At 44.8% G+C, this 24649-nt stretch carries 20 protein-coding genes, 4 tRNA genes and 1 pseudogene; 9 read left to right on the top strand and 16 right to left on the bottom strand.

Features of this window, described 5'->3' with window-relative positions; genetic code table 11:
* Positions 1-29 precede the first annotated feature (29 nt).
* Both DN599_RS18830 and DN599_RS03800 read right to left on the bottom strand, forming a co-directional pair.
* Positions 30-134 (bottom strand): annotated as a pseudogene (locus DN599_RS18830) (IS5 family transposase); the annotation flags it as partial.
* A gap of 139 nt (positions 135-273) precedes the next feature.
* The gene (locus DN599_RS03800) at positions 274-1329 is read right to left on the bottom strand and encodes a hypothetical protein (protein WP_110456291.1); all 1056 of its coding nucleotides are present in this window, start codon (positions 1327-1329) and stop codon (positions 274-276) included.
* A 411-nt stretch (positions 1330-1740) separates the two neighbouring features.
* Between DN599_RS03800 and DN599_RS03795 the strand changes: the two genes are divergently transcribed.
* Entirely contained in the window at positions 1741-2727 is a 987-nt protein-coding gene (locus DN599_RS03795) for a fumarylacetoacetate hydrolase family protein (protein ID WP_110456290.1), read from the top strand.
* An 80-nt stretch (positions 2728-2807) separates the two neighbouring features.
* Positions 2808-3452 carry a maleylacetoacetate isomerase gene (gene maiA / locus DN599_RS03790; protein WP_110456289.1) on the top strand — a complete coding sequence of 215 codons (645 nt, stop codon included), beginning with the start codon at positions 2808-2810 and terminating at the stop codon, positions 3450-3452.
* A 57-nt stretch (positions 3453-3509) separates the two neighbouring features.
* On the opposite strand, the gene DN599_RS03785 is transcribed toward maiA, so the two are convergent.
* Positions 3510-4400 carry a LysR family transcriptional regulator gene (locus DN599_RS03785; RefSeq protein ID WP_110456288.1) on the bottom strand — a complete coding sequence of 297 codons (891 nt, stop codon included), beginning with the start codon at positions 4398-4400 and terminating at the stop codon, positions 3510-3512.
* A gap of 289 nt (positions 4401-4689) precedes the next feature.
* On the opposite strand from DN599_RS03785, the gene DN599_RS03780 reads away from it, so the two are divergent.
* The gene (locus tag DN599_RS03780; protein ID WP_110456287.1) at positions 4690-5907 is read left to right on the top strand and encodes an MFS transporter; all 1218 of its coding nucleotides are present in this window, start codon (positions 4690-4692) and stop codon (positions 5905-5907) included.
* 42 nt (positions 5908-5949) lie between these two features.
* Here DN599_RS03780 and DN599_RS03775 read toward each other — a convergent pair whose 3' ends face one another.
* The 13 genes from DN599_RS03775 to DN599_RS03710 all read right to left on the bottom strand — a co-directional run bounded on the left by DN599_RS03775 (position 5950) and on the right by DN599_RS03710 (position 19240).
* On the bottom strand, positions 5950-7320 hold the full coding sequence (locus DN599_RS03775; protein WP_110456286.1) for a sigma-54-dependent transcriptional regulator: 1371 nt from the start codon (positions 7318-7320) through the stop codon (positions 5950-5952).
* Positions 7317-9140, bottom strand: coding sequence for an ATP-binding protein (locus DN599_RS03770; RefSeq protein ID WP_420820844.1), 1824 nt, complete (start codon positions 9138-9140; stop codon positions 7317-7319). Before DN599_RS03770 ends, DN599_RS03775 begins: the two co-directional genes overlap by 4 nt.
* Positions 9141-9229: 89 nt before the next feature.
* Positions 9230-10627 carry a TRAP transporter large permease gene (locus tag DN599_RS03765; RefSeq protein WP_110456284.1) on the bottom strand — a complete coding sequence of 466 codons (1398 nt, stop codon included), beginning with the start codon at positions 10625-10627 and terminating at the stop codon, positions 9230-9232.
* Positions 10627-11265, bottom strand: coding sequence for a TRAP transporter small permease (locus tag DN599_RS03760; protein WP_110456283.1), 639 nt, complete (start codon positions 11263-11265; stop codon positions 10627-10629). The genes DN599_RS03765 and DN599_RS03760 overlap by 1 nt, the downstream gene beginning before the upstream one ends.
* Positions 11266-11354: 89 nt before the next feature.
* A complete protein-coding gene (locus DN599_RS03755; RefSeq protein ID WP_110456282.1) occupies positions 11355-12374 on the bottom strand; it encodes a TRAP transporter substrate-binding protein in 1020 nt (339 codons plus the stop codon).
* A 636-nt stretch (positions 12375-13010) separates the two neighbouring features.
* Positions 13011-13238: a hypothetical protein gene (locus tag DN599_RS03750; RefSeq protein WP_110456281.1), complete on the bottom strand. Its 228-nt coding sequence runs from the start codon at positions 13236-13238 to the stop codon at positions 13011-13013.
* A 150-nt stretch (positions 13239-13388) separates the two neighbouring features.
* Positions 13389-13464, bottom strand: a tRNA-Val gene (locus DN599_RS03745).
* 37 nt (positions 13465-13501) lie between these two features.
* A tRNA-Val gene (locus DN599_RS03740) sits at positions 13502-13577 on the bottom strand.
* Between the two features lie 37 nt (positions 13578-13614).
* A tRNA-Val gene (locus DN599_RS03735) sits at positions 13615-13690 on the bottom strand.
* An 830-nt stretch (positions 13691-14520) separates the two neighbouring features.
* A complete protein-coding gene (locus tag DN599_RS03725) occupies positions 14521-16683 on the bottom strand; it encodes a diguanylate cyclase (protein WP_204165091.1) in 2163 nt (720 codons plus the stop codon).
* Positions 16684-16911: 228 nt separating this feature from the next.
* A tRNA-Pro gene (locus DN599_RS03720) sits at positions 16912-16988 on the bottom strand.
* A gap of 138 nt (positions 16989-17126) precedes the next feature.
* Positions 17127-18911 (bottom strand): DUF3413 domain-containing protein, encoded by a 1785-nt coding sequence (locus DN599_RS03715; RefSeq protein WP_110456280.1) that lies wholly within the window; start codon positions 18909-18911, stop codon positions 17127-17129.
* Between the two features lie 113 nt (positions 18912-19024).
* On the bottom strand, positions 19025-19240 hold the full coding sequence (locus DN599_RS03710) for a YejL family protein (RefSeq protein ID WP_110456785.1): 216 nt from the start codon (positions 19238-19240) through the stop codon (positions 19025-19027).
* A 77-nt stretch (positions 19241-19317) separates the two neighbouring features.
* Here DN599_RS03710 and yejK point away from each other — a divergent pair, with 77 nt between their 5' ends.
* From yejK to DN599_RS03680, 6 genes are all read left to right on the top strand, one after another.
* Positions 19318-20349, top strand: a complete 1032-nt coding sequence (yejK, locus tag DN599_RS03705) for a nucleoid-associated protein YejK (protein WP_110456279.1) — start codon at positions 19318-19320, stop codon at positions 20347-20349.
* A gap of 236 nt (positions 20350-20585) precedes the next feature.
* The gene (locus DN599_RS03700; protein ID WP_110456278.1) at positions 20586-21467 is read left to right on the top strand and encodes a 6-carboxytetrahydropterin synthase; all 882 of its coding nucleotides are present in this window, start codon (positions 20586-20588) and stop codon (positions 21465-21467) included.
* Between the two features lie 102 nt (positions 21468-21569).
* Positions 21570-22358, top strand: coding sequence for a M23 family metallopeptidase (locus tag DN599_RS03695; RefSeq protein WP_110456784.1), 789 nt, complete (start codon positions 21570-21572; stop codon positions 22356-22358).
* 235 nt (positions 22359-22593) lie between these two features.
* Complete coding sequence (locus DN599_RS03690) at positions 22594-23217, top strand: LON peptidase substrate-binding domain-containing protein (protein WP_110456277.1); 624 nt, start codon at positions 22594-22596, stop codon at positions 23215-23217.
* A gap of 57 nt (positions 23218-23274) precedes the next feature.
* Complete coding sequence (locus DN599_RS03685) at positions 23275-23913, top strand: sigma-70 family RNA polymerase sigma factor (protein ID WP_110456276.1); 639 nt, start codon at positions 23275-23277, stop codon at positions 23911-23913.
* Complete coding sequence (locus tag DN599_RS03680) at positions 23906-24649, top strand: ChrR family anti-sigma-E factor (protein WP_110456275.1); 744 nt, start codon at positions 23906-23908, stop codon at positions 24647-24649. Before DN599_RS03685 ends, DN599_RS03680 begins: the two co-directional genes overlap by 8 nt.

Below are 24649 nucleotides of genomic sequence, written 5' to 3'. Positions count from 1 at the left end.
TTTTCGTTTACCTAAGTAATCTTCATATTCCCCACCATCGTATTTCTATGCTCACGCTTGTTATAAACTCTATCTTCAAGCAGAATAGTTTTTAGCTTCGACCAAATCTCATCAGTGAGCATTAATCGGGGCATGGTAATCTCGTTAAGTTTGTTTTTGGCGAAGTAAATTATACGAGATTACCTTCTTCGGACAAAATTCGAACAAAGATCAACAGCCCCTAGTAAACAAGCCTAAAGATTAAAGTTGACTAGGCGACGTAAACTACAGAACTCAAGAACAACCACTACCAGCAGAGTTAAATATATATAATAACCTTCCACTTTGATAGAAATACCAAGTACAGGTTTCAATACTCCCGCCAGCCGGAGTGGTACTTCCGTTAAACTGGACTTCAATACCCCCAGCATTTCTAAACTGGCCAGTGCCATTCAACTCTTCTAACCTATCAAGGACACAAGGATTCGTAATTGTTAAAGGCCCATGTTTACCTCGTAAATGAGATAGTTTTACTCCAGCTACTCTCGACTCATCACTTAGAGAGAATTTCAAAATAGGTACGTTATTATGATCCCTGGCTAAATTTTCAATATTAAAAAGTAAATAATCTTTTATTGAACTCAATTCTTCGCTATTAGCAAAAGGCCAGGTAATAATAGGTTTCTTAGTTGTATCACTCCAAGCAACATTATAATTAATACGATTAATTGTTATCCCTGCTCCCGTATTTGAAATTGAACTTGACTCCAATTTATCCATTACACCGTAACCTGGTGAGGTTTCCATACCAAACATAATGCTCAAAGTCATTAAATCTTCTAAGTTAGACATCTCATTAGGGTTTACCAAAGTGCTCAATGCCGTGTCTGTTGGGCATGTAGTCGTACCTGAACGAGAAGCAATATAACTCGTATTTGATTTTGAGATATAGGCATTACTAGTTGCAATCTGAATTCCATTTTCATAAGTAGCTAAATACTCTGCAACCATTGAGTAGCCAGAAATATCTTGATTTGATAATGTTCTATCCCAAGCCATAACTGGATAACGAGGAGCTTGATTGCTATGGCCAACGCGATAAGAATAAATATTCTTTGTTTCTGGATTAACTAAAATAATATTCCTAGCTACTGAACCACAAATTGCGTCATCAGGTGTTGGTGGCGAGAAGGGGTCGCTTGAGTTACATTGTAATTTTGGCGCATATTTTAATTTAGCGATAGATTTCGCATTTTCGGGTGAGGTACATTCTTTACAGAAAAAAGCTTCTTCAGCGTAAGTTGATAAAGGTATGGATATTACAATTAGTAATAAAAATGTCTTAAACATTATAATCGTTCCTTGATTATTTTAGTTTATCAAATAAAAGTATAGTGCATTTAGCGTACAATCACTTTAAAACTTGTCAAACTATGCTTTAAAGTTATCTTAACCTATTGATAAAAATAGAGTGTTTTTTTGCAAAAAAATTACAAAAACTATTTTTATGTCAATCTATGCTTTAAATTTGTCAAACTATGGTTATGTTATGTCAATGTATGCTTTCAGCGACAGTGACACCGATTGTAACGCTGGGTTTACAACAACCAATCAGGGCTGTTTTAGTGTGATTTAGCTCACGCTATTTCTATCTGAGTGGGCTTAGGGTATTTGTATGCCCATACCGAATAATTAAGTACGCCAGAAAACGATGCGCGGCCAGTGCGGTGCCATCGCCAATAAGAATATTGAGGAGTAGCTATGAAGTTAGCGAGTTACAACAATGGCCGCCGTGACGGCCAGTTAATGCTGGTGAGTAAGGATTTAACCAAAACCGTTGCCGTGCCAGCCATCGCACATACCCTGCAGCAACTGCTTGATGCTTGGGACTTACTGCAGCCTCAGTTGCAAGAACTATATGAAGCGCTCAACAGTGGCATGCTTGATAATGCTATCGATTTTGATGAAGCCAAATGTCTGTCGCCCCTGCCTCGCGCCTATCAATGGGCCGATGCCAGTGCCTATGTTAACCATGTGGAATTAGTGCGCAAAGCCCGCGGCGCCGAGATGCCAGAAAGCTTTTGGACCGATCCCTTAGTGTATCAAGGTGGCTCAGACAGCTTTATAGCACCTAAGGCCGATATTGAGCTTGCAAGCGAAGAGTGGGGTATCGATTTTGAATCGGAAGTGGCGATTATTACCGACGATGTGCCTATGGGAGTCGATGTCAATGCTGCCGCAAAGCACATCAAGCTGATTATGTTGGTGAACGATGTCTCACTGCGTAATTTAATTCCGGCTGAATTGGCTAAAGGCTTTGGCTTTTTTCAATCGAAACCCTCAAGCAGTTTCTCACCTGTGGCGGTTACCCCTGATGAGCTTGGCGATAAGTGGCAAGATTCCAAGGTACATTTGCCCTTAATCACCCATCTCAATAACCAACTCTTTGGCCGCCCTAATTGTGGTGTGGATATGACGTTCAATTTTAGTCAGTTGATTGCTCATTTTACCAAGACACGTCCCTTAGGGGCTGGGGCGATCATTGGCTCTGGTACTATCTCTAATTATGATCGCAGCGCCGGCTCGAGCTGCCTAGCAGAAACCCGTATGTTAGAAACCATTGCCGATGGTAAGCCATCGACCGAGTTTATGCATTTTGGCGACAGAGTGCGTATTGAAATGCTCGATGAGCATGAGCAATCGATATTTGGTGCTATCGATCAGCAGGTAGTCAAATACCAAGGGTAAATTGATTTGACGTGTAATACGGGGCGACAGCAATGCGCCCCGTTGTTATCGTCAGGGTTTATCGGCTTAGGGAGTGGAGCATGAAATTATTAGGTTATTGGCGCTCGAGCGCCGCTTATCGCGTGCGTATTGCACTGAATATAAAAGGTGTCGATGTTGAGCATCAATCGATACATTTAGTTAAAGCGGGCGGTGAGCAACATCAAGCCGATTACGCCGCATTGAATCCTCAGGAGTTAGTGCCAACCTTAATTGAGGGCGATGATGAGCTGGCGTTATCACAATCGCTGGCAATAATTGAATACCTCGATGAGGTTTATCCTGAGCCACCCCTCTTACCCCATGATGTGAAAGATAAGGCCATAGTGCGCGCCATGGCACTGGCTATCGCCTGTGAAATCCACCCGCTTAATAATCTTAGAGTGTTGCAATATTTAAGTGGCCCAGCGGGACTTGATGAAGCGGCCAAATCGGCCTGGTATCACCATTGGATCCATAGCGGTTTTAGCGCGCTTGAAACCCAATTGGCAACTTATGCTGGGCGTTACTGTTTTGGCGATACTGTTACCTTGGCGGATCTGTGTTTAATCCCTCAGGTATATAACGCCAAGCGCTTTAACGTTGCATTGAGTGCTTATCCGCATATTGAGCGCATTTATGACAATTGCCTGCAACTTGATGCGTTTATTCAGGCCTCTCCAGAGCAGCAAGCCGATGCATCGTAAGCTTCAAGGCTATTTTTGGCTTAGGAGGAAGGCATCGGGACTCGCAAAATCGCTCAGTTAACGATTAGACATCAGAAAATCGACAAAGGCACGGTCAGCAAGGCCGACGGGGCGCTCTTTGTTCCAAGCAATATGTAAATCTAAGTAGACCGCCGGTGAAAAGGGCCGCGCCAAAATATTATCCCGCGGTTCTATCACCATCTCTAGCACACTCGTGATGGCATAGCCTTGTGCCACCACCTGTTTAATCAAGTTGATCAAGTTGGTTTCAAAGGCAATGTTGGCCTCTAATCCTAGCTCTGTGGCTTGAGACAGCATCCACTCTCGATGAAAGTAACCGGGTTTGAACATCACCAATTCATGTTGAAAAAACTGCGTAAGATTGATGCTGTTTTGTTCTGCCAGTGGGTGATCTTCACCTAAGGCGACCACCATTTGTTCTCTCAGCAGTAGGTGACTGTCGAAGTTGGCCTGCAGATCTTGGCCTGTGATGATGGCAATATCGACCTCTTCATTTTGCAGCATGCGCAAACTGTCGCGGGTACCGCCCTCAAATAATGACAGTTTCAAATCGGGGTAACGATGGCGAAAGGCCATTAAGCGCGAGGGTAAATAGTAAGAGCCCAGCATGCCGGGCACCGCAATGCGCACTTCTCCCTTAGTCAGGTTCGCCATCGATTTGATGTGTGCCTCAGCCTGTTTAAGTTGTTTGATGATCAGGCAAGCGTGCTGATGCAGGGCGTTACCCTCGGCGGTGAGGGTCAAACGACTGCCATCTTGGCCACGATAATGTTTATTACGATTAATTAAGGTGACACCTAAATCGGTTTCCAATCGTTTAATGCTTTGACTCAGTGCCGGCTGGGCAATATTGAGTTGTTTTGCCGCTAAGGTAAAACTGCCTCTGGTGGCTAAGGCATCGAAATGTTTAAGCTGTTTGATATCCACATCATCGCTCGCTTGAGTTGGTTAGCTACTATTGTTGTTATCGCTAGGGTCGTTATAGCTTGGCTCATTATTAAAGGTCACTTGGATCTTGGTCAGTAGAACTAGAATCTTTGAATACCAAAGCACTTTTGAATCTAAGTGTGAATCTAAGCACTCTTGGAATTAAACCGCCTGAGCTCAGACTTGTCCATAATAAAATAATATGAACGCAATCAAAATAATCTATTTTTGTTATGTTAGGGCTAATGCTAGCCTGTGTCTATCGAGACAATAGAGAAGCGCGTCATCCATGAGTCAACAACAACTGCAAACCCGGTTAATATGGGGGCTGTCCTTAGCCTCTGTGGTTGTGTATATCAATTTATATTTGGTGCAAGGCATGCTGCCACTCATTGCCAGCAGTTTTCAGGTATTACCCGCGCACGCCACATTACTGCTGTCGGTGACCAGCTTCTCGTTAGCCTTTTCATTGCTGTTTTATGCCACCTTGTCGGACAAAATTGGTCGCAGAAAGCCACTGTTGTGGAGTTTAGGGCTGCTAGTACTTGCCGATGTCATGTTGCTATTCGTGACAGAGTTTAGTGATTTGATTGCACTGCGCTTGATCCAAGGGGCGCTATTGGCGGCGGTGCCCGCCATTTCGATGGCCTATTTCAAAGACATGCTCGATAAGTCGGTTTTACTGAAAGCGGGAGCGGTTTACATTGCGGCCAACAGTTTGGGCGGTATTGCTGGGCGATTACTCGGCGGTGTCATGACCCAATACCTTAATTGGCAGCAGTCGATGTTATTACTGATAAGCATTACCGCCCTTGGCACCTTAGTCGTGATAGGGCTATTGCCTAATCGCGATAAAATTCGCGCCGAGCGTGGTGAGATTAAATTACGTTTTCAGCGCAGCGACGCCCAAGGATTTTGGCTACACCTTAGCGATAGCACCATGATTAAATTGTATCTACTGGGTGCCATGGCCTTTATGGTGATGGTCAATCAATTTAGTTATATTCAGCTGCACCTGATGCAAGCCCCCTTCAATTGGGGGCGTTTTGAGGTGACCTTGATTTTCCTCTGCTATTTGAGTGGCACTTATGCCTCGTTTCGCTCCGCTAAGTGGGTGAATAAATTAGGCCGCCAACCCTTATTTGTGTTGTCGACATTAATGATGTGTCTGGGAAGCATGGTGACCTTAGTCGATAGTAGTGAGGCGATTGTGGTTGGCTTTATCTTATCCAGTTTTGGTTTTTTCACTTTTCATAGTGTCTGTAATGCCTGGGTGGCCCAGCGCGCGCAGCAGCATAGAGCAAAAGCCACAGCCTTGTATCTGTGCAGTTACTATCTTGGTGCGGCGATAGGTGGCCCTTATCTATTACCTTTTTGGCAGCATTGGGGCTGGAATGGTGTAGTGGGCGGCAGTTTAGTGGTGCTATCGCTGGTGGCCGTGTTGGTATTGTATTTGGCACGCGCCCAGCGGCGCGCCCCCGCATCTTTGATTGATGTGGCAGGCTAGGGGAAATACCTCGGCGGTTTATCTACAGTGACTGCCAATGCCTTATTGAATAAAGGTTTTACGATTGAGACCAAATTTTTGCATCTTGTCATATAGGGTTTTGCGCGGTAATTCGAGCTGCTGCATGGTCAGTTTGATACTGCCTTTATTGACATTGAGCGCCTCCTCAATCAGCAGACGCTCAAAAAATTCTACCCGTTGCTGCAATGACATATTGGCATTGAGTTGATGGCTTGGGGTCATCGATGTGGCAAAGGCCGCTTCGCCGCCAAGCAGGACATAGCGTTCGGCAAGGTTTCTTAACTCCCTGACATTACCCGGCCAATCATGAGAGATCAGCTGAGCGGTATTTTCTGTCGATAGTGGAATAAGCGCTTTGTGGTAACGCGCCGATGCGACACGAGCAAAGTGTAAAAATAACAGCGGAATATCTTCCCGGCGTTCACGCAGCGCAGGGATAGGTATGGTGACAAGGTTGAGGCGATACAAGAGGTCTTGGCGAAACTCGCCAGTATCGCACAGGGATTTAAGGTCCACCTTAGTCGCGGCAATGATGCGAATATCTAAGGTAATACTCTTGTTTGACCCCAGTCGTTCTACTTTTCTATCTTCAAGCACGCGCAGTAGTTTTACTTGTAAGGCCAGTGGAGTGCTCTCTATCTCATCGAGAAACAGGGTGCCACCGTTAGCGTATTCGAACTTACCTATGCGGGTTTTGTCGGCGCCGGTAAAGGCACCGGCCTCTGCGCCAAATAGTTCACTTTCGATAATGGTTTCAGGGATCGCGCCGCAATTGATGGCGACAAAATTGGCGGCGCTGCGGACACTATGATCGTGTAAGTAGCGCGCCACTAGCTCCTTGCCTGTGCCCGTCTCCCCCTCAATTAAGATGTCGGCGGGCATGTCGAGCACTTGCTCGATAATATGGCGCATCTGTTTTATGCCTGGGCTGTGACCCAGTATACGTGGCCCTGGTGTACTGTGTGATTCGAGCTCTTTTTTAAGGCTGCGATTTTCCAGTGTTAGGCTGCGTTTTTCAAGGGCGCGTTTAGCAATGTCGAGCATATGTTCGTTATTAAACGGCTTTTCAATAAAGTCGTATGCCCCCTGTTTTAGCGCCTGCACCGCCATGGCGATATCACCGTGCCCCGTGAGTAAGATAATAGGTATGTCCTTATCTTGGCTTAAGAGGTTCGCCATCAGTGTTAGGCCGTCGATATGTGGCATGTTTACGTCGGAGATCACCACCCCAGGCCAGTTTGGAGGCAAGGCATTCATTAGCTGTTGTGGTTCGGCAAGGGCGAGGGCTCGATAAGATTCCAGCTCAAATAACTGGACCAATGCGCAGCCGATCAGGGGTTCATCATCGACAATAATAATGTCGTACTGTGTCAGTTCATCGGTTAGCATCATGGCGTTCCTAGTGTATATGTGGCCAAGGTAATGTTAAAAATGGCGCCGCCTTCGATGCGGTTAGCCACGTTTATTTGCCCTTGCATGGTTTCGATGATCCGCCGTGAAATAGACAAACCAAGTCCGAGCCCATGGCGAGAATTAGTGTAATAGGGGTCGAAGATTTTTTTCATTTGGCTCTCTTCAATCCCAGAACCACTATCTTCGATGCTAATGTTGACTCTATCCGTCACCATTACGCCGATAATCAACTGTTTAGGTGAACTGTGTTGCATGGCTTTAATCGCATTGCTCATTAAATTCACCAGTACCTGCTGTAGCCGGATAGGATCGCACCAAATATGGGTCTGGTTATCGGCGACATTAAGTTGCAGCTCAACCCCCTGTTTATCGACTTCTGGCTGAATAATGGTTAAGGCATCGTTGATGCACTGGGCTACGTTGGTGGCTTTCTCATTGCCAGCACTTTTTCGGGTGAAGCTTTTAAATTGCGACACGATAGCGGCCAGCCTATCGGTTAACTCTATGATAGTGATGATATTACGCCCCACATCTTCCCACTTTGCTCTGGCAAGTAAGGTTTGGGTATTCTGGGCGTAGCTGCGGATAGCGGCCAAGGGCTGATTGATCTCATGATTGATACTCGCCGATAAACTGCCTATCACGGTGAGCTTAGCGGCTTGGATTAACTCATCTTGAGTCTCTTTGAGTTGTCTATGGCTGCTCTCTAAAGCCTGAGTACGCTCTTGTACTCTTTGCTCTAACTGTTCGTGTGCGTGACGCATTCGTTGGCTGTTTTTACGTCGCTCAACGGCGTACAGCAAGGCTAGGGCAATAAGCAGGTATAAGGCGCCATAAAGCAGTAATAAAGGGGGCATAGCCTGATAGGTTGGTGCCATTGGGGCTAGGATATGCAATTTCCAACCAGCCTCTGCCATTACTGTTTTGTTGTCCATGTAGTCAATGGTGTTGTTATTGCTGTGGTTAATACGGTAGATAGGGTAACGCTCATCCGCTGAATCTGTGTATGGCGGCTCAATGGCTAACTCGTGGATGGTTCTATCGGCATAGCGGCGTGATTGCTTAATCTGCCGTTGCCGCTCGGGCGTTACCGGATTGAAAGCGGCGAGGCGCCATTGTGGCACGCTTGAGATAAAGATGATGTCATCGGGATCGCTAATGGCAAATTCATAATTGCTGGCTCTGGCCATACCGGTACCGTGCTGCTCTATCTCGGTAACATCGACCTTTACCACTATCACACCAAGAATTTCTGGTTGCACTTGCTCTGTTGACTGACGTTGTCCGCTAGCGTAGATGGGGTAAGAGAAGTAATAGCCGCGTTTATTGGAGCTGGTGCCCACGGCAAAATAACGCCCTAGTTGGCCCTTTATCGCCTGTTGGAAATAGGGGCGAAAGGCAAAGTTCTGTCCGATAAACGAGTAACTTTGTTGCCAATTACTGGCGGCAATGGCATCACCATTGGCATTAACCAGATAGATATCGAGCGCTTCGGTGATGCTCTGGATCTCTTGTAAATACTGATTTAACGCGGTGAGAGTTGCTGTGTCATCTTGTTGTTGCAGTGCATTGACTAATAATGGATTTTTAGAGAGTACGTGAGGAATGCTTTGATAGCGAGATAGGGCACCCGCTAGAAAACTGACCAACTCTTTCATTTGAGCGCCAGATTGACGTTGAGTTTGTTGGTAGCCGTGATCTAGATGAGACCAATAGGCGATATTCAACACCAGTACTAGGCCTAATGCGATAATCAAAGTGACGCTGAGGTATTTTTTTGTTTTTATTTTCATTGACATAAAATGCATGTCCGCATCAGCAATAGTGAGTCTGGCAAGGGAAATTACCTTTGCCAGACTCACTCAATTGTTAAGTAAAATCAAGTTATTTAATAACCATTTAACTTATCGATATATTCAGGCAGGAATAACGAGATCTGTGGAACGTAAGTGATCAGCGCTAAGAAAAACAGCAGTAACACCAACCAAGGCAAACAGGATTGAATCACCCATCCCATGCTGCGCCCAGTGATCCCTGCGGTCACAAACAAGTTGAGCCCCACCGGCGGGGTGAGCATACCAATCTCCATATTGACCACCATAATGATGCCTAAATGGATAGGGTCAATGCCCAACTGCGTTGCGATTGGGAATAAAATCGGCGCCATGATGAGCAAAATTGCCGAGGGCTCCATAAAGTTACCGGCGGCCAGTAGCAACAAGTTGACTATGATGAGGAAACCCCATACGGGAAGCCCCATGCCAACTATGGTTTCGGCAATCAGGTGCGGGATGCGCTCCGTGGTGAGCACGTGGGCAAATAACATCGCGTTAGCGATGATAAACAACAGCATAATACTGACTTTAGCGCCATCTCTGACCACGTTGCGGATCTCTTTGTCCACCGGGGTTTTAAGCACGGCAAGCAAGATAAAGCCGATATTACGTGCACAGGCCTTTATAAGGGACTCGCCGCGGTCACGCCAGCTGACATTTTTCAGTGGCCCGATATCGCGATAGCCAAATACAGCAATAAAATAGGCGTAAACACAGGCCACCGCCGCGGCTTCAGTCGGGCTGGCTACCCCACCATAGATAGAACCTAAAACAATAAAAATCAGCGCTAGGCCGCCCATGGCTTTGGCACTGGAAAGCGCTAACACCTTAATTCCCGGAAAGGGACGTGAAGGCAGCTTTTTGATACGCGCGACCACATAAATCGCCAGCATTAATAAAAGCCCCATCATCAAGCCCGGTATCAAGCCCGCCATAAACATTCTGGCCGCCGACACTTCGGTGGCGGCGGCGTAAACTAGCATGACGATAGAAGGAGGGATCAAGATGCCTAATGTCCCGGAGGTGGTAATAACGCCGGCGGCAAATTTTTCAGGATAACCCGCGCGCACCATGCCCACGATGACGATAGAGCCAATGGCGGCCACTGTAGCAGGCGATGAGCCAGAGACAGCCGCAAAGAGCATGCAGGCCATGACAGAGGCCATGGCTAATCCGCCACGAATATGCCCGACGCTGTCCATGGCAAAGTCGATGATCCGCCGTGCCACACCACCGGTGGATAAAAAGGCTGAGGAAAGAATAAAAAAGGGGATTGCCAGCAGGGTATAGTGCTCAGAGGTCGACTCATACAGTTTTAGGGCGATAGAGGCCAGTGAGTCATCAGAAAACAATAAGATGGTGAGCATGCTGGAAAAACCTAACGCAATAGCGATAGGCATACCGATGAGCATACACAGAAATAGGCTAATAAATAGAATGGCAATGGTCATTATTTATCTCCCTTAGTGCCAACATCAGGCTTATCATTATTATTTTCAGCAAGATGCATGCTTTCCTTGGCTTCATCAGCAAACCTAAAACCGTCGGTTTTATTTTGTAAAATGGCGATAGCTAATTCGATAAAGCGCCATGTGAGTAATGAAAAACCAATTAATAAGATACTTTGTGACATCCACAGCGGCATCGCGGGCTCTTCAACATCGATGCGTAAATATTCCCAAGCATTATCAGGGTCAAGCTGGTTGACTAAAAAGTGCGGCAAGTCGATATCTTCCATCGGGACGCCCACTTGGTACATTTTTACAAGGTAATCCCAGCTACCTTGTAAAAACATGGCGCAGTAAACTAAGCAGACAATGACGGCAATAATGGCGGTGACTTTACGGCCTTTTTTGGGCAGTTTTTTGACAAAAGCATCGACGCCGATGTGAGCGCCGACTTTCACGCCATATGACATACCAAATAGCACAAACCAGCCACACAGGGTGAGTGTTAGCTCCTGAATCCACAGAAAACCTGTGTTAAAGAAAAAGCGCGCAATCACTTCGGCGAACACCAGCACTGTCATGGCGGTGATTAATGCATTGAGCATACCTTCTTCAAAATATGAAAATAAACGAGATATCATCTCTGTTGCTCCTTAAATAGGAAAGAGGCCGTAAGCCGTTAGCTAGGCCTCAATACTTTCCTATTAATGTTAGCTAATCGTTATCGTTATTATTTGTTTGAAGCAACAGCGGCTTCGATAAGATCTTTACCAATTTTATTTTCAAACTGTGCCCAAACGGGTTTCATCGCGCTGACCCATGCGGCACGTTGCTCTGGGGTTAAATAGGTGATTTCTGAGCGCTTTGAGTCGATAATGGCTTGTTTATCTTTATCGACTTTAGCAGCAGCAATTTCGTTACCATAGGCAACGGCTTCATCTAAGGCGGCTTTGATCACTTTACGCTTATCTCCTGGAAGTGATTTCCAGAAGGTATCTGAAGTCACGACCATATAATCTAAAACGCCATGATTACTCTCGGTGATATGGCTTTGTACCTCGAAAAATTTCTTTGAGTAAATATTCGACCAAGTATTCTCTTGGCCATCGATAGCACGTGTTTGCAGTAGCGTGAATACTTCAGAGAAGGGTTTTTTCACCGGTATCGCATTTACAGCTTGAAATTGGGCGGCTAAAACGTCAGATGCCATAATACGAAACTTTTTGCCACTAGCATCTTCGGGCAAGATCAGTGGGCTACTGGCGGAAAACTGTTTCATGCCATTGTGAAGGTAACCAAGCCCGACAAGGCCTTTGCGCTTCATCGAGTTTAATAATTTTTGTCCAGATTCACTTTGCTGAAAACGGTTAACCGCATCCATATCTTGAAACAGGAAGGGTAAATCAAAAATTTGCAGCTTCTTGGTGTAACGTTCAAATTTCGATAGTGACGGTGCGACAAATTGCACATCATTAAGCAGTAATGCTGACAATTCGTTATTGTCACCAAACAGCTGTGAATTTGGAAATACGTTAACCTGATACTCGCCAGGGAGTCGCTCTTCAACTAAGGCTTTAAACTTAAGGGCCATTTGGCCTTTCGGCGTGTTCTCGGCAACCACGTGAGAGAATTTAATCTCTACTGGGGTAGCAGATACCGACAGACTGGCGCTTAATAGGGTCACTACAGAGGTCAATTTAAGCAGTTGCTTAAGTGAGTGTCGGGTGAAAAAGGTGTTAGATATACTCATGCTATTTTCCCTTATGTTATTAATCCTTTTGGCTTTATAGGCCATAGAGGTTGAGTTTACTGACGAACTTAATAAGGAAGTATAGGCAAGGAGTAGGCCACAAATGTTATTTATTGGTAAATACAAAGATCTCAACAGGTTGCATTTTGGCGTGAAGTTAAGTGCCATTGAGAATGGGGCGGATCTCGCCGGTTAAATTTGTTTGAATGGGTGGAAAATGACCCATTTATCAACTGACATATGGATAGCACACTTGCAATGTAAACTCGGTCGGTTTTCGTATTCATGAATTGATTGGCTCAGCGCTGAAGCATGACATGCTAGCAACTTGAGATGAGAAAGTGATCATGTAAGACAACCCCTTAAGCAAATGCATAGAGATGTTAGCAAGGCCGTGACCTTATTTGGGGATTAAGCTTACTTAGAGGCGAATCATAGGGGATACTATAGCGGGAAATAACTGCAGTATTCGTCATAGGATCAAATACCTGCTTATTCTTGATGATTAGCATGTACAACTAGAAGTTGTCACTTGAAGTCCATTTTCTCATTAATACATAGAAAATAGGATACTGATTCAGCTTGGTGGTTTCTGTGACGGAGTAAAGCAATACTATGCCAAGAAGGGCAAGCGTATTATTTTATCGGCTCAATTCGTTTCATGATTGCATCACTAGGTAATAATTCTAAATGGCCGTGAGCATCAAAATACCAGCCTGTAATAAAGCCTTTTTGCCGCATAGCGACCAAATTTTGCATCACCTCTCTGGCTTCGACCATGGCTTGTTGTTCATCACACTCATGGGTGAGCTTTAAATAGGCTGCAATACTTGCCAGTGAGGCTGATTGTGTGACTTCTGCCATATGAACCACCGATACTCAACAGGTTTTATCTCAATATTATTGAAGAATAGTCCAGGTGAGTGGTTTAGCAATGGTCAATTTTGGCCAAAACTTATGGCTAATATGCTGATTAATTCTAAATAGGGGGATTGTAATACATAAGAGGAAATATGGTGGTCGATACTGGGCTCGAACCAGTGACCCCCTCCTTGTAAGGGAGGTGCTCTCCCAGCTGAGCTAATCGACCTGGGATCTCATAATGTTTTAATTCTNTATGAAAAGAATGGTGGTCGATACTGGGCTCGAACCAGTGACCCCCTCCTTGTAAGGGAGGTGCTCTCCCAGCTGAGCTAATCGACCTGGGATCTCATAATGTTTTAATTCTTTATGAAAAGAATGGTGGTCGATACTGGGCTCGAACCAGTGACCCCCTCCTTGTAAGGGAGGTGCTCTCCCAGCTGAGCTAATCGACCTCGCTGTGTGGGGCCGTATTATAGGGGGCGTTGATCGAGTGTCAACGCTTTTTTCGATAAAAGCGTTAGTCCGGTTCAAATTTGTGCGGACTGCGTTAATGTTAAACAGATGGAGGGCTTACATTAGCCTGAAACGATTATATATTGTCTGTTGTGGTTTAGGAAAACGCATTGAATCGGTGGGGCAATGGACACGCTACAGATAAAGCCACAGGCTTATAGAGGCTGACTTAATCTTGTGCTATTGAATGTTCTACATTAGGGGCATTGTTTGGCTGTTCTTGCTTAGTCAGGATAAATGGTGCGGTGTTAATTTTTCGTCAGGCGAGTTTAGCGCGTTTTTCCTGTTAGGATCAGCGGGCCATTGCTATGATACTGCTACATCCTGCGTTGCTATTGAAGTGCATTTATCGCCGGCATCCAAATACACTAAGCACCATGCGCTATATAAATGCGTAATACAGCGACCTTAAGCGAATGGATCTAATGATTTGTATCACTCATGCGTTAAGGCTCGTAAGTGTCGATACACTAAGTTGATACATTAGGGCCTGTTGATCTTTGCTAGTTGAATTTTGTTCTAGACAAAAACGTTTTACTCGAGGCGAGTGGATTGCAGCCTAGTCATCTAAGCAAAATTCACTTAACAAAGAGTAAAACGTTTTTAGCCGAACCCTTCGGGCAGCGTTTGTTGGGTATTTTTACTGCGTTCTCAGCTTTTTATGTAGAATAACTACACTACAAAGCTTCTGCCTTGTATAAATACCCAGCAATTCGCTGTAAAAACAACCTTGAAAGATCAACAGGCCCTAGGCTGTGGACTGTTTATCTTACTTGTTGGAGGTCAATTGATCACAGATGACGCGGTCACGGCCATCGGTTTTTGCTTGATAGAGATTAATATCGGCTTGCTTAAACCAATAATCTATATCGCTATGGTAGTGGTTATCACTGTATACGGCACCAATGCTAATGGTCAGATGAATATTGACGTTCTGGCCGATCGGGATGGGGGTGTCAGAGACGCTTTGTCTAAATTTATCGAGGTGAGGCTTTACTTCTATGGGGTTGCATAGGGGTAATATAATCAGAAACTCCTCCCCACCATAGCGCGAAATAACATCAGAATCTCGTTTAAAAAACAGCCTCATCATGTCTGCAATAAAAATTAGCGCGTTATCTCCAGCCTGATGCCCATGGGTATCATTAATACTTTTGAAATGATCTATGTCAAGGATGCAAAATGCCATGGCTGCGCAGCTGCGTTGACACATATCGTTTAGCCGAGGGAAGTGTGTTTCTGTGTAACGGCGATTGTAGAGCTGGGTTAATTCATCTTTTTCGGCGAGTAAACGTAGTTTAGTATTAGCAGCTTGTAGCTCTATGGTCCTATGAGCGACTTTTTCTTCGAGTTCGAGTTGGTAGCTAATCAATTCTTGTTTACTCTTTAAAATACTCCTTGATAAGGTAAAGATCTCTTGTGGTGTTGAGTCATTGAAGATGGTGTCATCTTGCTCTAGTTGATGCCAGTTATGGAATTTTTTGGCGATAGCTTCAAGTGGCTTCGTCAGGCGTAAACTGACCACTTTGATCAACGCAAAAGTGACCAAAAATGACAACAATAAGATACTAAAAGTGGTGAAATATTGTCTCTCGACCTGCGTTACTAATGGATAAAATGGTGTCAGCACATAGAGTGTCCATCCATTTTTTATGATGTGCTTTGCATAGGCAAATTCGGGGCTTTTATGCTTGAGCTGTTTAATATTGAGCATGGCCAGGCTGGTTTTATAATTAAATCCACTACTGGAAAAAACAAATTCGCTTAAGGGTGACTTATTGAGTGCAGGCGATGCATAGATCACAAGGTTATTTTCATCGACAAGCACAATATCATGTTGAGTCTTATCTGGAATACGTTGATAAATTTGCGAAAATTCGGCTAGATTCAATGAGCCTTCTATTATACCTATTGGAGCAATTGGGCTTTGGGGAAGATAAAGTGCTGCGCTGATCGCGACGATGGGATCGTTGCCAAATCCACGGCCTAAAAAGACGGGTGAAATATAGGTAATCTGATTAAAAAATGCTTGTTGGAAATAGTGGCGATCTATGATGCTAAAAGCGGGGGTATCTTGTGACTGCTGCATGTTGGTAACCGGGCTCGATAGGGTAACAATCCCTTGTTCGTTAGCGATTAACATAGAGATAAAATCAGGGTAGTTTTTATGTAGCTTTGACAGCAGGGATTGCCATTGTTCTGAGTCATATGCAGAGAAGCTCAGCCAACGCGCGGCGGTATCGATAGCACTAATATGGTTATCGAGATAAGTTTCGGTCGCTTTGCCTAAATGCAGCGCGGTATCTTCGAGATGGCGTTTCACATCCAGTTGCTGATGGTTAATCGAGAGATTACTAAAGATCAATGCCGAAACAAGTAAGACGAGTGTGAGTAATTGGGTAAAGGTATAAGAGAGTTGGTGATTAAAACTTTTTCTATGTTGGTTTTTAAGTTTGGCCGCAATATGCAACCGTTGCGGTAGCATGGTGATAATTATCGCGCCTAATGAAGTATAGAGTATGCCATTGATCCCTTGTTTTAGTGTGGTAAAAAACATATAGCTATCAGGCATCTCTAGCACAAAGCGCACTAAAATATAAAATAATGGCATGCCGACTATGACCCAATAGCCAATATCGGCATACAGAGAATAATACTCTTTGCGACGCGCATAACCCAACCACAGGGCTTCGAGTGGAAATAAGATGAAAGGATGCCAGCTATCCCAGACGATATATAAACCACTGGCGCACATTAAGGCGGTGAGTAAGGCATACCAGGGGCCTAAGAAGACGGCGACAATGACAAAAAATAGATTGCCGATAATCAGCTGCTGATTTCCAAATAAGGGTATCGGCATCAAATTGAGCAATAGGCCCATGAAACCTAAAACGAATGCGAATGTCAGGTGGCGCTTATTTATCAATTGCATAAATCCCTATGTGAAATTGATCCTAGAGTCGCTGTAATAATATTGTTTCTCGTGAGCCAGTGTAAGTGATTAATGCGATAAATGACTAACTAAATATATAAATTAGTTAGTCATTTATCAACACAATCGCAATGCTCTATAAGGGGGGCGCAGCGAGGCGTGATGGCCTTACCCTTGCGCGAAAAATGGCATAAAAAAAGCCAGCGATTAAGCTGGCTTCTTAGAATTTGGTCGGTATGAGAGGATTCGAACCTCCGACCCCTGACACCCCATGACAGTGCGCTACCGGGCTGCGCTACATACCGATTTTATCTAAAACAGTAAAACTTTGGGGTCTGTTTAAGACAGGCAGAACTTTATCAAGCCGATTTAGGTTCTGCAAGCATTAAGCGTACTAATAATGGTTAATCGCTTAGTTTATAGGCGCTAACCGCTTGGATACCTTAATGGTGATAGAATCTTCGCCCCTCGCGCATCACCTCTATCAGTTCTGGAGCACTGATTTTTTTACGTAACTGTTGACTGTAGTCTTTGTTATAGATGCGATATTTACCATGACGATCGATAACAGTGATCTCATCTTCTTGGTAGATACCGAATACTTGATCATCACCTACGTAAGTCCAGCTTGCTGAACTTGGCTGTAGCAGGCTTTCACCTGAACTATAGTCAGAGGCCTTATTGTTACAATTTAGCATCTGTGTCATTAATGTGGGCACAATACCATTATGGCTGGTGGGGTAATCGACAGTTTTCGCGTACTGATTTCCAGACCAGTTGATGATGAGCGGCACTTTGACATTTGCTGGTGACAGATTTGAGCGCGGTTCATCGTTATTGCTGGTAAAAACTTTGCCACTCACCCCAGTGATGATGACTAAGGTGTCGTCGGGTGTTTCACTTAACAGCTTGGCCAGTTGTTTATCAATAAAGTTTAATGATTGACGATATTGATTAAACAGCACTTTTTGCGCTGGTTTCAATTCATGTTGAGGTTTGACGGTTTCAATGCCCAGAAATCCGATAGGCGTGTCATAGCTGTCTGGACTTTGTAAATTGATTAATGCAAACCAAGCGGCATTCTGCTGCAGTTGCCATTGTGTAAAGGTTTCAATAGCCTTTATATCTGCAGCCGCGATACCGCTGTCGGTGTCTTGGAGATGGCTCTCAAAATCCTGATACATGGCTAATGGCTGGGATAATGCCATTTGCGGTGCAAAATGGGCTAAAGCATAACCTTGCTGTTTGAGTTGCTGAGTCAATACCGGCGACCGATAATTTAAGTCATTGGCGTTAATGTAACTGCCTTGCAAACTATACAGTAGTGAAAACATACCACTATGATGTACATTTCCGCCACTTAAATGTTGGCTAAAATAATGATTTTGCTGGGCGTATTGATGCAAAAAGGGCATGGTGTTTTGGTCGAGTAAATCAGCTCTAAAGCCGTCAATGGCGATAACCAACATATTGGGGTGATGGCTTGTCTGGCATTGTAGTGGCGCGATAGGGTAATTAAGCGACGGTTGAATCTGATGTTCCGCTGCGTTTATCCTGCTTTTTTCGATGCCATGACTCTCCATAAATGAGCGCGCGGTTGCCGGGTAGGATAATGGGTAGGCATCGTCAAGTCGGGTGATCTCTTGGATATCCGCGGCATCAGCCCAAATATGGATTAAGTGACTGCTGACAAAACAACAGCCAATAAATATGACCACCTTATAACCATAATTGGATTTACGAATACTTTCTATCCGTTTCCATAAGTAATTGGCGGCGGTCAGTTCGAGGATGATCAGTCCCAGAGGAGTGACGATATAAGAGGTGCCTTGTAGTAATGCATTCAGATCCGCCCAGGCGATATCAAATACAAAGGGGCTGAGATGTAAGCCATAATCATCATAGATAATGGTGTCATAGAGTAAAATACACAGGCTAATGGTTGCGGCTACGGCGGCTAAGCCTCTGAGTATTTTGGAATAGGGCAATATCAGAGTAATAGGAAATAGCACCACCAAGTAAACGATGAATGCTAAAAAGCTAAAGTGGCCTAACGTGCTGATAATTAAATAGCCCCAGCCTATCCAAGAGTCTGGTGCGCCGATGGTTTCGATATAGCGGACACCAATAATCATAGCTAGGAAGCCATTAAAAAAGGCAAACCAATGCCCCCAGCTCACTAAGCGTGACACGCGGTCACGGCTCATCTCTTTCTTTCGCTCGATCATAGGGATCCGCTATCAATTGACATACAAGTTTATCTTAATTATCTATTGCTCGACTTACTAGTTTTTTACAAATAAAAACAAGGTTATTACTCGTAAACTAGTCAAGCTAAACCTTAGCCTTTAACCGATTGGGTCAAGGCGTTAGCAAATTGCTGTGCAACTTGATCGCGCGCCTCTTTGGGCACCTTGCGCATCAGCAGATCGGTGACACAGTTACCCAATACCATCAAACTCAGGTCGGTTGGGGCTTGGTGTTTGTCGAGTACCGCTAACATTTCTGCAAGAATAGACTCAACTTGTGCGTTCGAATATTTAGATTGGATAGCCATAATTAAAAAATTGTTCACTTTAATTTGAAATAGCAGCATATAATAACGGATTTCTACCATTATCACTATCGAGGCTTATGAGTATTAACGTCGAACAAGCAATTATTCACGCTATTTCCCAAGATGGCGAAGGCCAACTGAGCTGCAGATTGCGTCCCCAACCGCTTTTGAACAGCCAAGCCGTAGAAACTATGCTCGAAGAGCTGCATCAAACTTATACCACTAAGGCGGGTAAAGGCTTTGGTCACTTTGGTACTCATGGTGAAGACGGAGAGGCCAACCCTAAGTTTAAAGAAGCGTTAACAGCATATCGTAATGGCGATTTGGGCTTTGTTGAGTTTTCGAGTTTGGCGGGTAAGTTACTGCAAGAAGAGCTGGCAAAATATGACTTCAGTCAAGGCGGTTTCTTGCTATTGTCTTGCTATACCCATATGACTAGTGACTACCTTTATGTGTCATTGCTTAATGCCAAGTCATCAATGACTGTGCTCGACGATATGGAACTGTCGCAAAATACCCATCTGGATTTAAATAATGTACAGCTGGCTGCCCGTATCGATTTAACCGAATGGCAAGCCGATCCCGACTCGGTTAAATATATCTCCTTTATTCGTGGTCGTGCGGGCCGCAAAGTTGCCGATTTTTTCCTCGACTTTATGGGCTGTGTCGAAGGGGTCAATACCAAGGTACAAAATAAGCAACTGATGAATGCCGTTGAAGATTTTGTTGCCAGCAGCGAACTGACTAAAGATGAGCGCCAGCAGTGTCGTGAAAAGGTGTTTGATTACTGCAGTGAACGTTGTGATACCGGCGCCGATATTCAATTAAAAGACTTGGCCGATGAATTAGCCGATTCGGGCATGGACTCGTTTTACGATTTTGCCCAAGGTGGCGATTACGAGCTTGAAGATGAGTTTCCTGGCGATAAGCCGACACTGCGTCAACTGAAAAAGTTTTCAGGCACTGGTGGTGGCGTAACCTTAAGTTTTGATGGGCAGCATTTAGGCGAGCGAGTGATTTACGATCCTATCTCCGACTCGATTCTAATAAAAGGCGTGCCAGCTAACCTTAAAGATCAATTAGATCGACGCCTAAAAGGCGGACAATAGTTTTTTTGAGTTAGTCTAAAAGCTTAAACTCACGAAATAGCTCGCAAAAGCGCCCTAAATATGGGCGCTTTTTTGTAATTACGGATAGTGGATTGGCGCGTTTTTATTGCGCAACCCATGCACCATGACTTGCTAAAATGTCACCGATAAGGTGAAATCATGACTTATGACTATATCCGTTGGCAGTTCGCCGGTGGGATGAATGCAGGCAGACTGTTTTTCTGCTAGGAGATTAAATGCAACTTTTTGTTAGAGATTTAACTGTTATCGACTTTTCTTACCTGTGCCCAATTCGTGGCATGGTAGGCGAAAGCTGGATCGTCGACGTATTGCTTGATGGTGGTTTAGATGAGCAAAACATGGTGCTGGACTTTGCCAAGGTGAAGCGCACTATCAAAAACACCATTGATGATGTTGCGGATCATCGCTTATTGATCCCCACCGCCTGTTCAGAGGTGCGTTGGCAGCAACAAGGCAACCGTGTATGGATGGATTTTGATAGTTTGCAAGGCGACATTCATCTTGCTTGCCCCGCACAAGCCTTTGCGCTTATTCCCACCGAAATTATTGACTTTGATAGCGTTAACACTTTCTTGCAAAAGGCTCTTGCCGAGGTGCTACCGGATAATGTCAACGGTATCGCATTAACGCTGCGCAATGAAATGCACGATACGCCGTTTTACCATTACTCCCATGGATTAAAGAAGCACGATGGTAACTGTCAACGCATCGCTCACGGCCATCGCAGCCCCATTAATGTGTTTGAAAATGGCGTTGCTGCACCGCAATGGGACGAATACTGGAGTCGCCGCTGGAAAGATATCTATTTAGGTTCGGCCGATGATATGGTCGAGGTTGATGAGCTTGAACTATCACCTCAAACAGTGGTTAACGATGAGACCCATTATGGTTTTCATTACGTGGCCCCACAGGGGGATTTTCAGTTGGCTATGCCTAAAAAACGTTGTGAAATTATCCCCCATGACACAACCGTAGAGCTGCTAGCCGAGTTTATCGCCAATACTATGGTTGCCGAAGCACCCGATAGTGAATTTAAAGTGATCGCCTATGAAGGGGTGGGTAAAGGGGCGATTTCGGTTAAAGGTAGCGCGGCGTAATCGCGGCCTTGTTCATGGTCATCGTTGTTGTTTAAGGAGGTATATTTGAACTATTTGGCTGTATTGCTCGGCGCCATATCGCTAGGTTTTAGTGGTTTGGCAATGGCGCAAGTCACCCTCAATGGCACGTTAGAGCAAGGGGCGTTAATCCGTGCTCAAACCACGCCAGGTACCTTAGTGTATCTTAACGGCAGCGAAATTAAGGTGACTCCTAATGGGGGCTTTGTCTTTGGTTTTGAACGAGATGCTGCGCTTTCGCAAGAGTTAACCTTAGTTTATCCCGATGGATTGACGCAAATAAAGCCGCTGACCATTCGTAAGAAACAGTACCATATCGATAGCCTGACTGGCATAGCGAAAAAAATCATGAAGCCTGATCCTAAAGCGCAAGCCAGAGCAGCTCAGGATAGCAAGCAGGTGAAGGCGGCCAGAAGTCAATTCTCAACTCAAGAGGCTTTCGCTCAAGATTTTATTTGGCCTTTAACGGGTAGAATATCGGGAGTATATGGCAGTCAACGCGTCTATAACGGTAAGCCTGGTAATCCCCATTTTGGTGTCGATGTGGCAGCGAAAACGGGGACCGTAGTAGTGGCCCCTGCCGATGGGGTGATCACTCTTGCGGTGCCAGATATGTTTTATTCTGGCGGCACCGTTATTTTAGATCATGGCTATGGCGTCAGTTCAAGCTTTCTTCATCTTAGTCAGTTGTATGTAAAGCCTGGTGAGACAATTAAACAGGGGCAAGCCATCGCAGAGGTGGGGGCTACGGGCAGAGTGACCGGCCCACACCTAGATTGGCGCATTAACTGGTTCCAGATGCGGCTCGATCCGGTGACGGTTGTGCCGTCAATGGCCAGTGTATTAGCCACGGCCAATGGTTCATCCAAATGATAAAAAGCGACCCTAGGTCGCTTTTTATCATTATGCCTTTTATCCGCCCTCTATTGATACTGCATTTCACTTACTTATGTAGCCATTATCTTAATAGGCAGGTTTTATGGCAAAGTCTGGGCGTGCGGCCTTATCGACTGAGTGATGATAAGCGTTAGTGATAAGCTATGTCACTGGGTGATCCCATCGTTTTTCCTATACGTATCACGGGTATTGCTCCACAAAGAGACATACAGTGATCGACACTCATTTAAGCGGTAGCTTAATCACCAAGCTACCCACATGCCCAAAGCAGATGGCGGTATTTCCTCTACCGCTATTTATATTACCTAATGGCATTCAGCGGCTGCGGATTTTTGAGCCACGCTACCTCTCTATGATAGCTGAGGCTGGTGAGCGTGGTGGATTTGTGATTGCACGCTATGATAACGAACTAGCATTTAATGTGCCTAACTGGGGAACACGGGTAGAGGTGATAGACTTTCATGCGGGTAAGGATGGCATATTAGTGGTCGATGTGAAGGCTATACACTTAGTGAGCTTAGATAACATGGTTTATAGAAACGATAACTTATTGTTGGCCGATACTTGTTATAAGTCGCACTGGGATAGATTAAGCAGTGATAGCTCATCTATGGCGCTTGGGCGTTTACTTGAGCAGCTATTTGAAGACAATGATGCTTTAGCGCAATTGTATGGAACAACCCATTTTGATCGCCTAGACTGGGTCTGTGCTCGCTTTTTAGAGATATTACCTTTATCTTTGAATGAAAAGGAGAAATTTATTCATCCATCGAGTTTTGAGCAATTGACTGTGTTTCTCCACAGCGTGATTTTTGGCAACGAAAATATTAATTGATCCATTTAGTTTTAGCTCACGTAATGCACTTTAATACTTCTGCAATGGTTGGTTAAGATGCAACAAACAGTGAGCAAAGGCTACCCAAAGAGGGAGAGCAACATTATCGCCAATAATATCGAGACTCAGGTTCCGCCGGAGCTGTCTCATTGGCTTGACTCGGTTGCTATGCAGCGTGATAAACAGGCATTTACTGCACTGTTTCAATTTTTTGCGCCTAAAATAAGACGTTTTGGCATTAAACAATTGGGTAGTGAGGCACAAGCCAATGAGCTGGTGCAAGAGACCATGACCAATGTTTGGCGTAAGGCCCATTTGTATAATGTCGACAAGGGCGCTGCAACCACTTGGGTGTACACTGTGATGCGCAATGCATCATTTGACATGTTAAGGCGTATTAAAGCCAAAAATGAACAAAACCTTGGCGATGATATTTGGCCCATCGATATGGCTCAAGATGAAGCACAAAGTGAAGAGTCTAACTTTGGCGACCACTTAATGGAAAAGCAGATGTTGAACTATGTCAACACTCTGCCCCCAGCGCAGCAAGCAGTGGTGAAAGGCGTTTATTATCAAGAGTTGTCTCAGGAGCAACTAGCGCAGCAGTTGGGTGTGCCAATCGGCACCGTTAAGTCGAGGTTAAGGTTAGCGCTAGCCAAGCTCAAGCAGCAAATGGGAGAACAGTACAATGATTAAACATCATCCAACATCAAATGTGTTGAGCGGTTTTGTTGCTGGTGATTTACCTGCTTCTGTCGCTATCATTGTTGCCAGCCATGTCGAGCTTTGCCGTGAATGTGCTAACCATGTTCAGCAGCTCACCGAACAAGCCGCCATGCAAGCTTTTGATATGACCGCTGACGATGATTGGCTCAATCATCAAGTCCAGCTTGGTGACACATCGCCACAACACATTAATGACATAGATCATGATGGCATAGAGAGTAACGACATGGAGCTGGCTTGTGACAGCCGTGCAATGATTGATGCCATTACTGCATCGCCTGCACAGGTAAAATCTGCCGTGGCGCAAACTGTAACTGAAATCGAAGTGGCGGGTCAGCGTATTTCACTGCCGCGGGCGATGAAATCAATCGGTCTGCGTGAATGGCAAGGACTGGGGAAATTGTCACGTGCACGATTGGCCCTCGATGACGATGAACTCAGAGCCAGTTTATTGCACATAGATAAAGGCGGCAGTGTGCCGTGTCATACTCATAAAGGGTTTGAAATCACTTTACTATTACAGGGCAGTTTCGATGATGAAATGGGGCATTACACCGCAGGGGATTTTATTTGGCTTGACGGTGACCATACCCATCAACCGATAACACAAGAAGGCTGCGTCTGTTTAACGGTATCGAGCGATGCAATTCACTTTACCCAAGGCATGAGCCAGTTGCTTAATCCTATAGGACGATTCATCTACTAA

This window comes from Shewanella algidipiscicola, assembly GCF_900380485.1.
GTDB classification, from domain to species: domain Bacteria; phylum Pseudomonadota; class Gammaproteobacteria; order Enterobacterales; family Shewanellaceae; genus Shewanella; species Shewanella algidipiscicola.
Note: the sequence above shows the minus strand (reverse complement) of the source record. Positions and strands in the feature narration are given on the sequence as shown.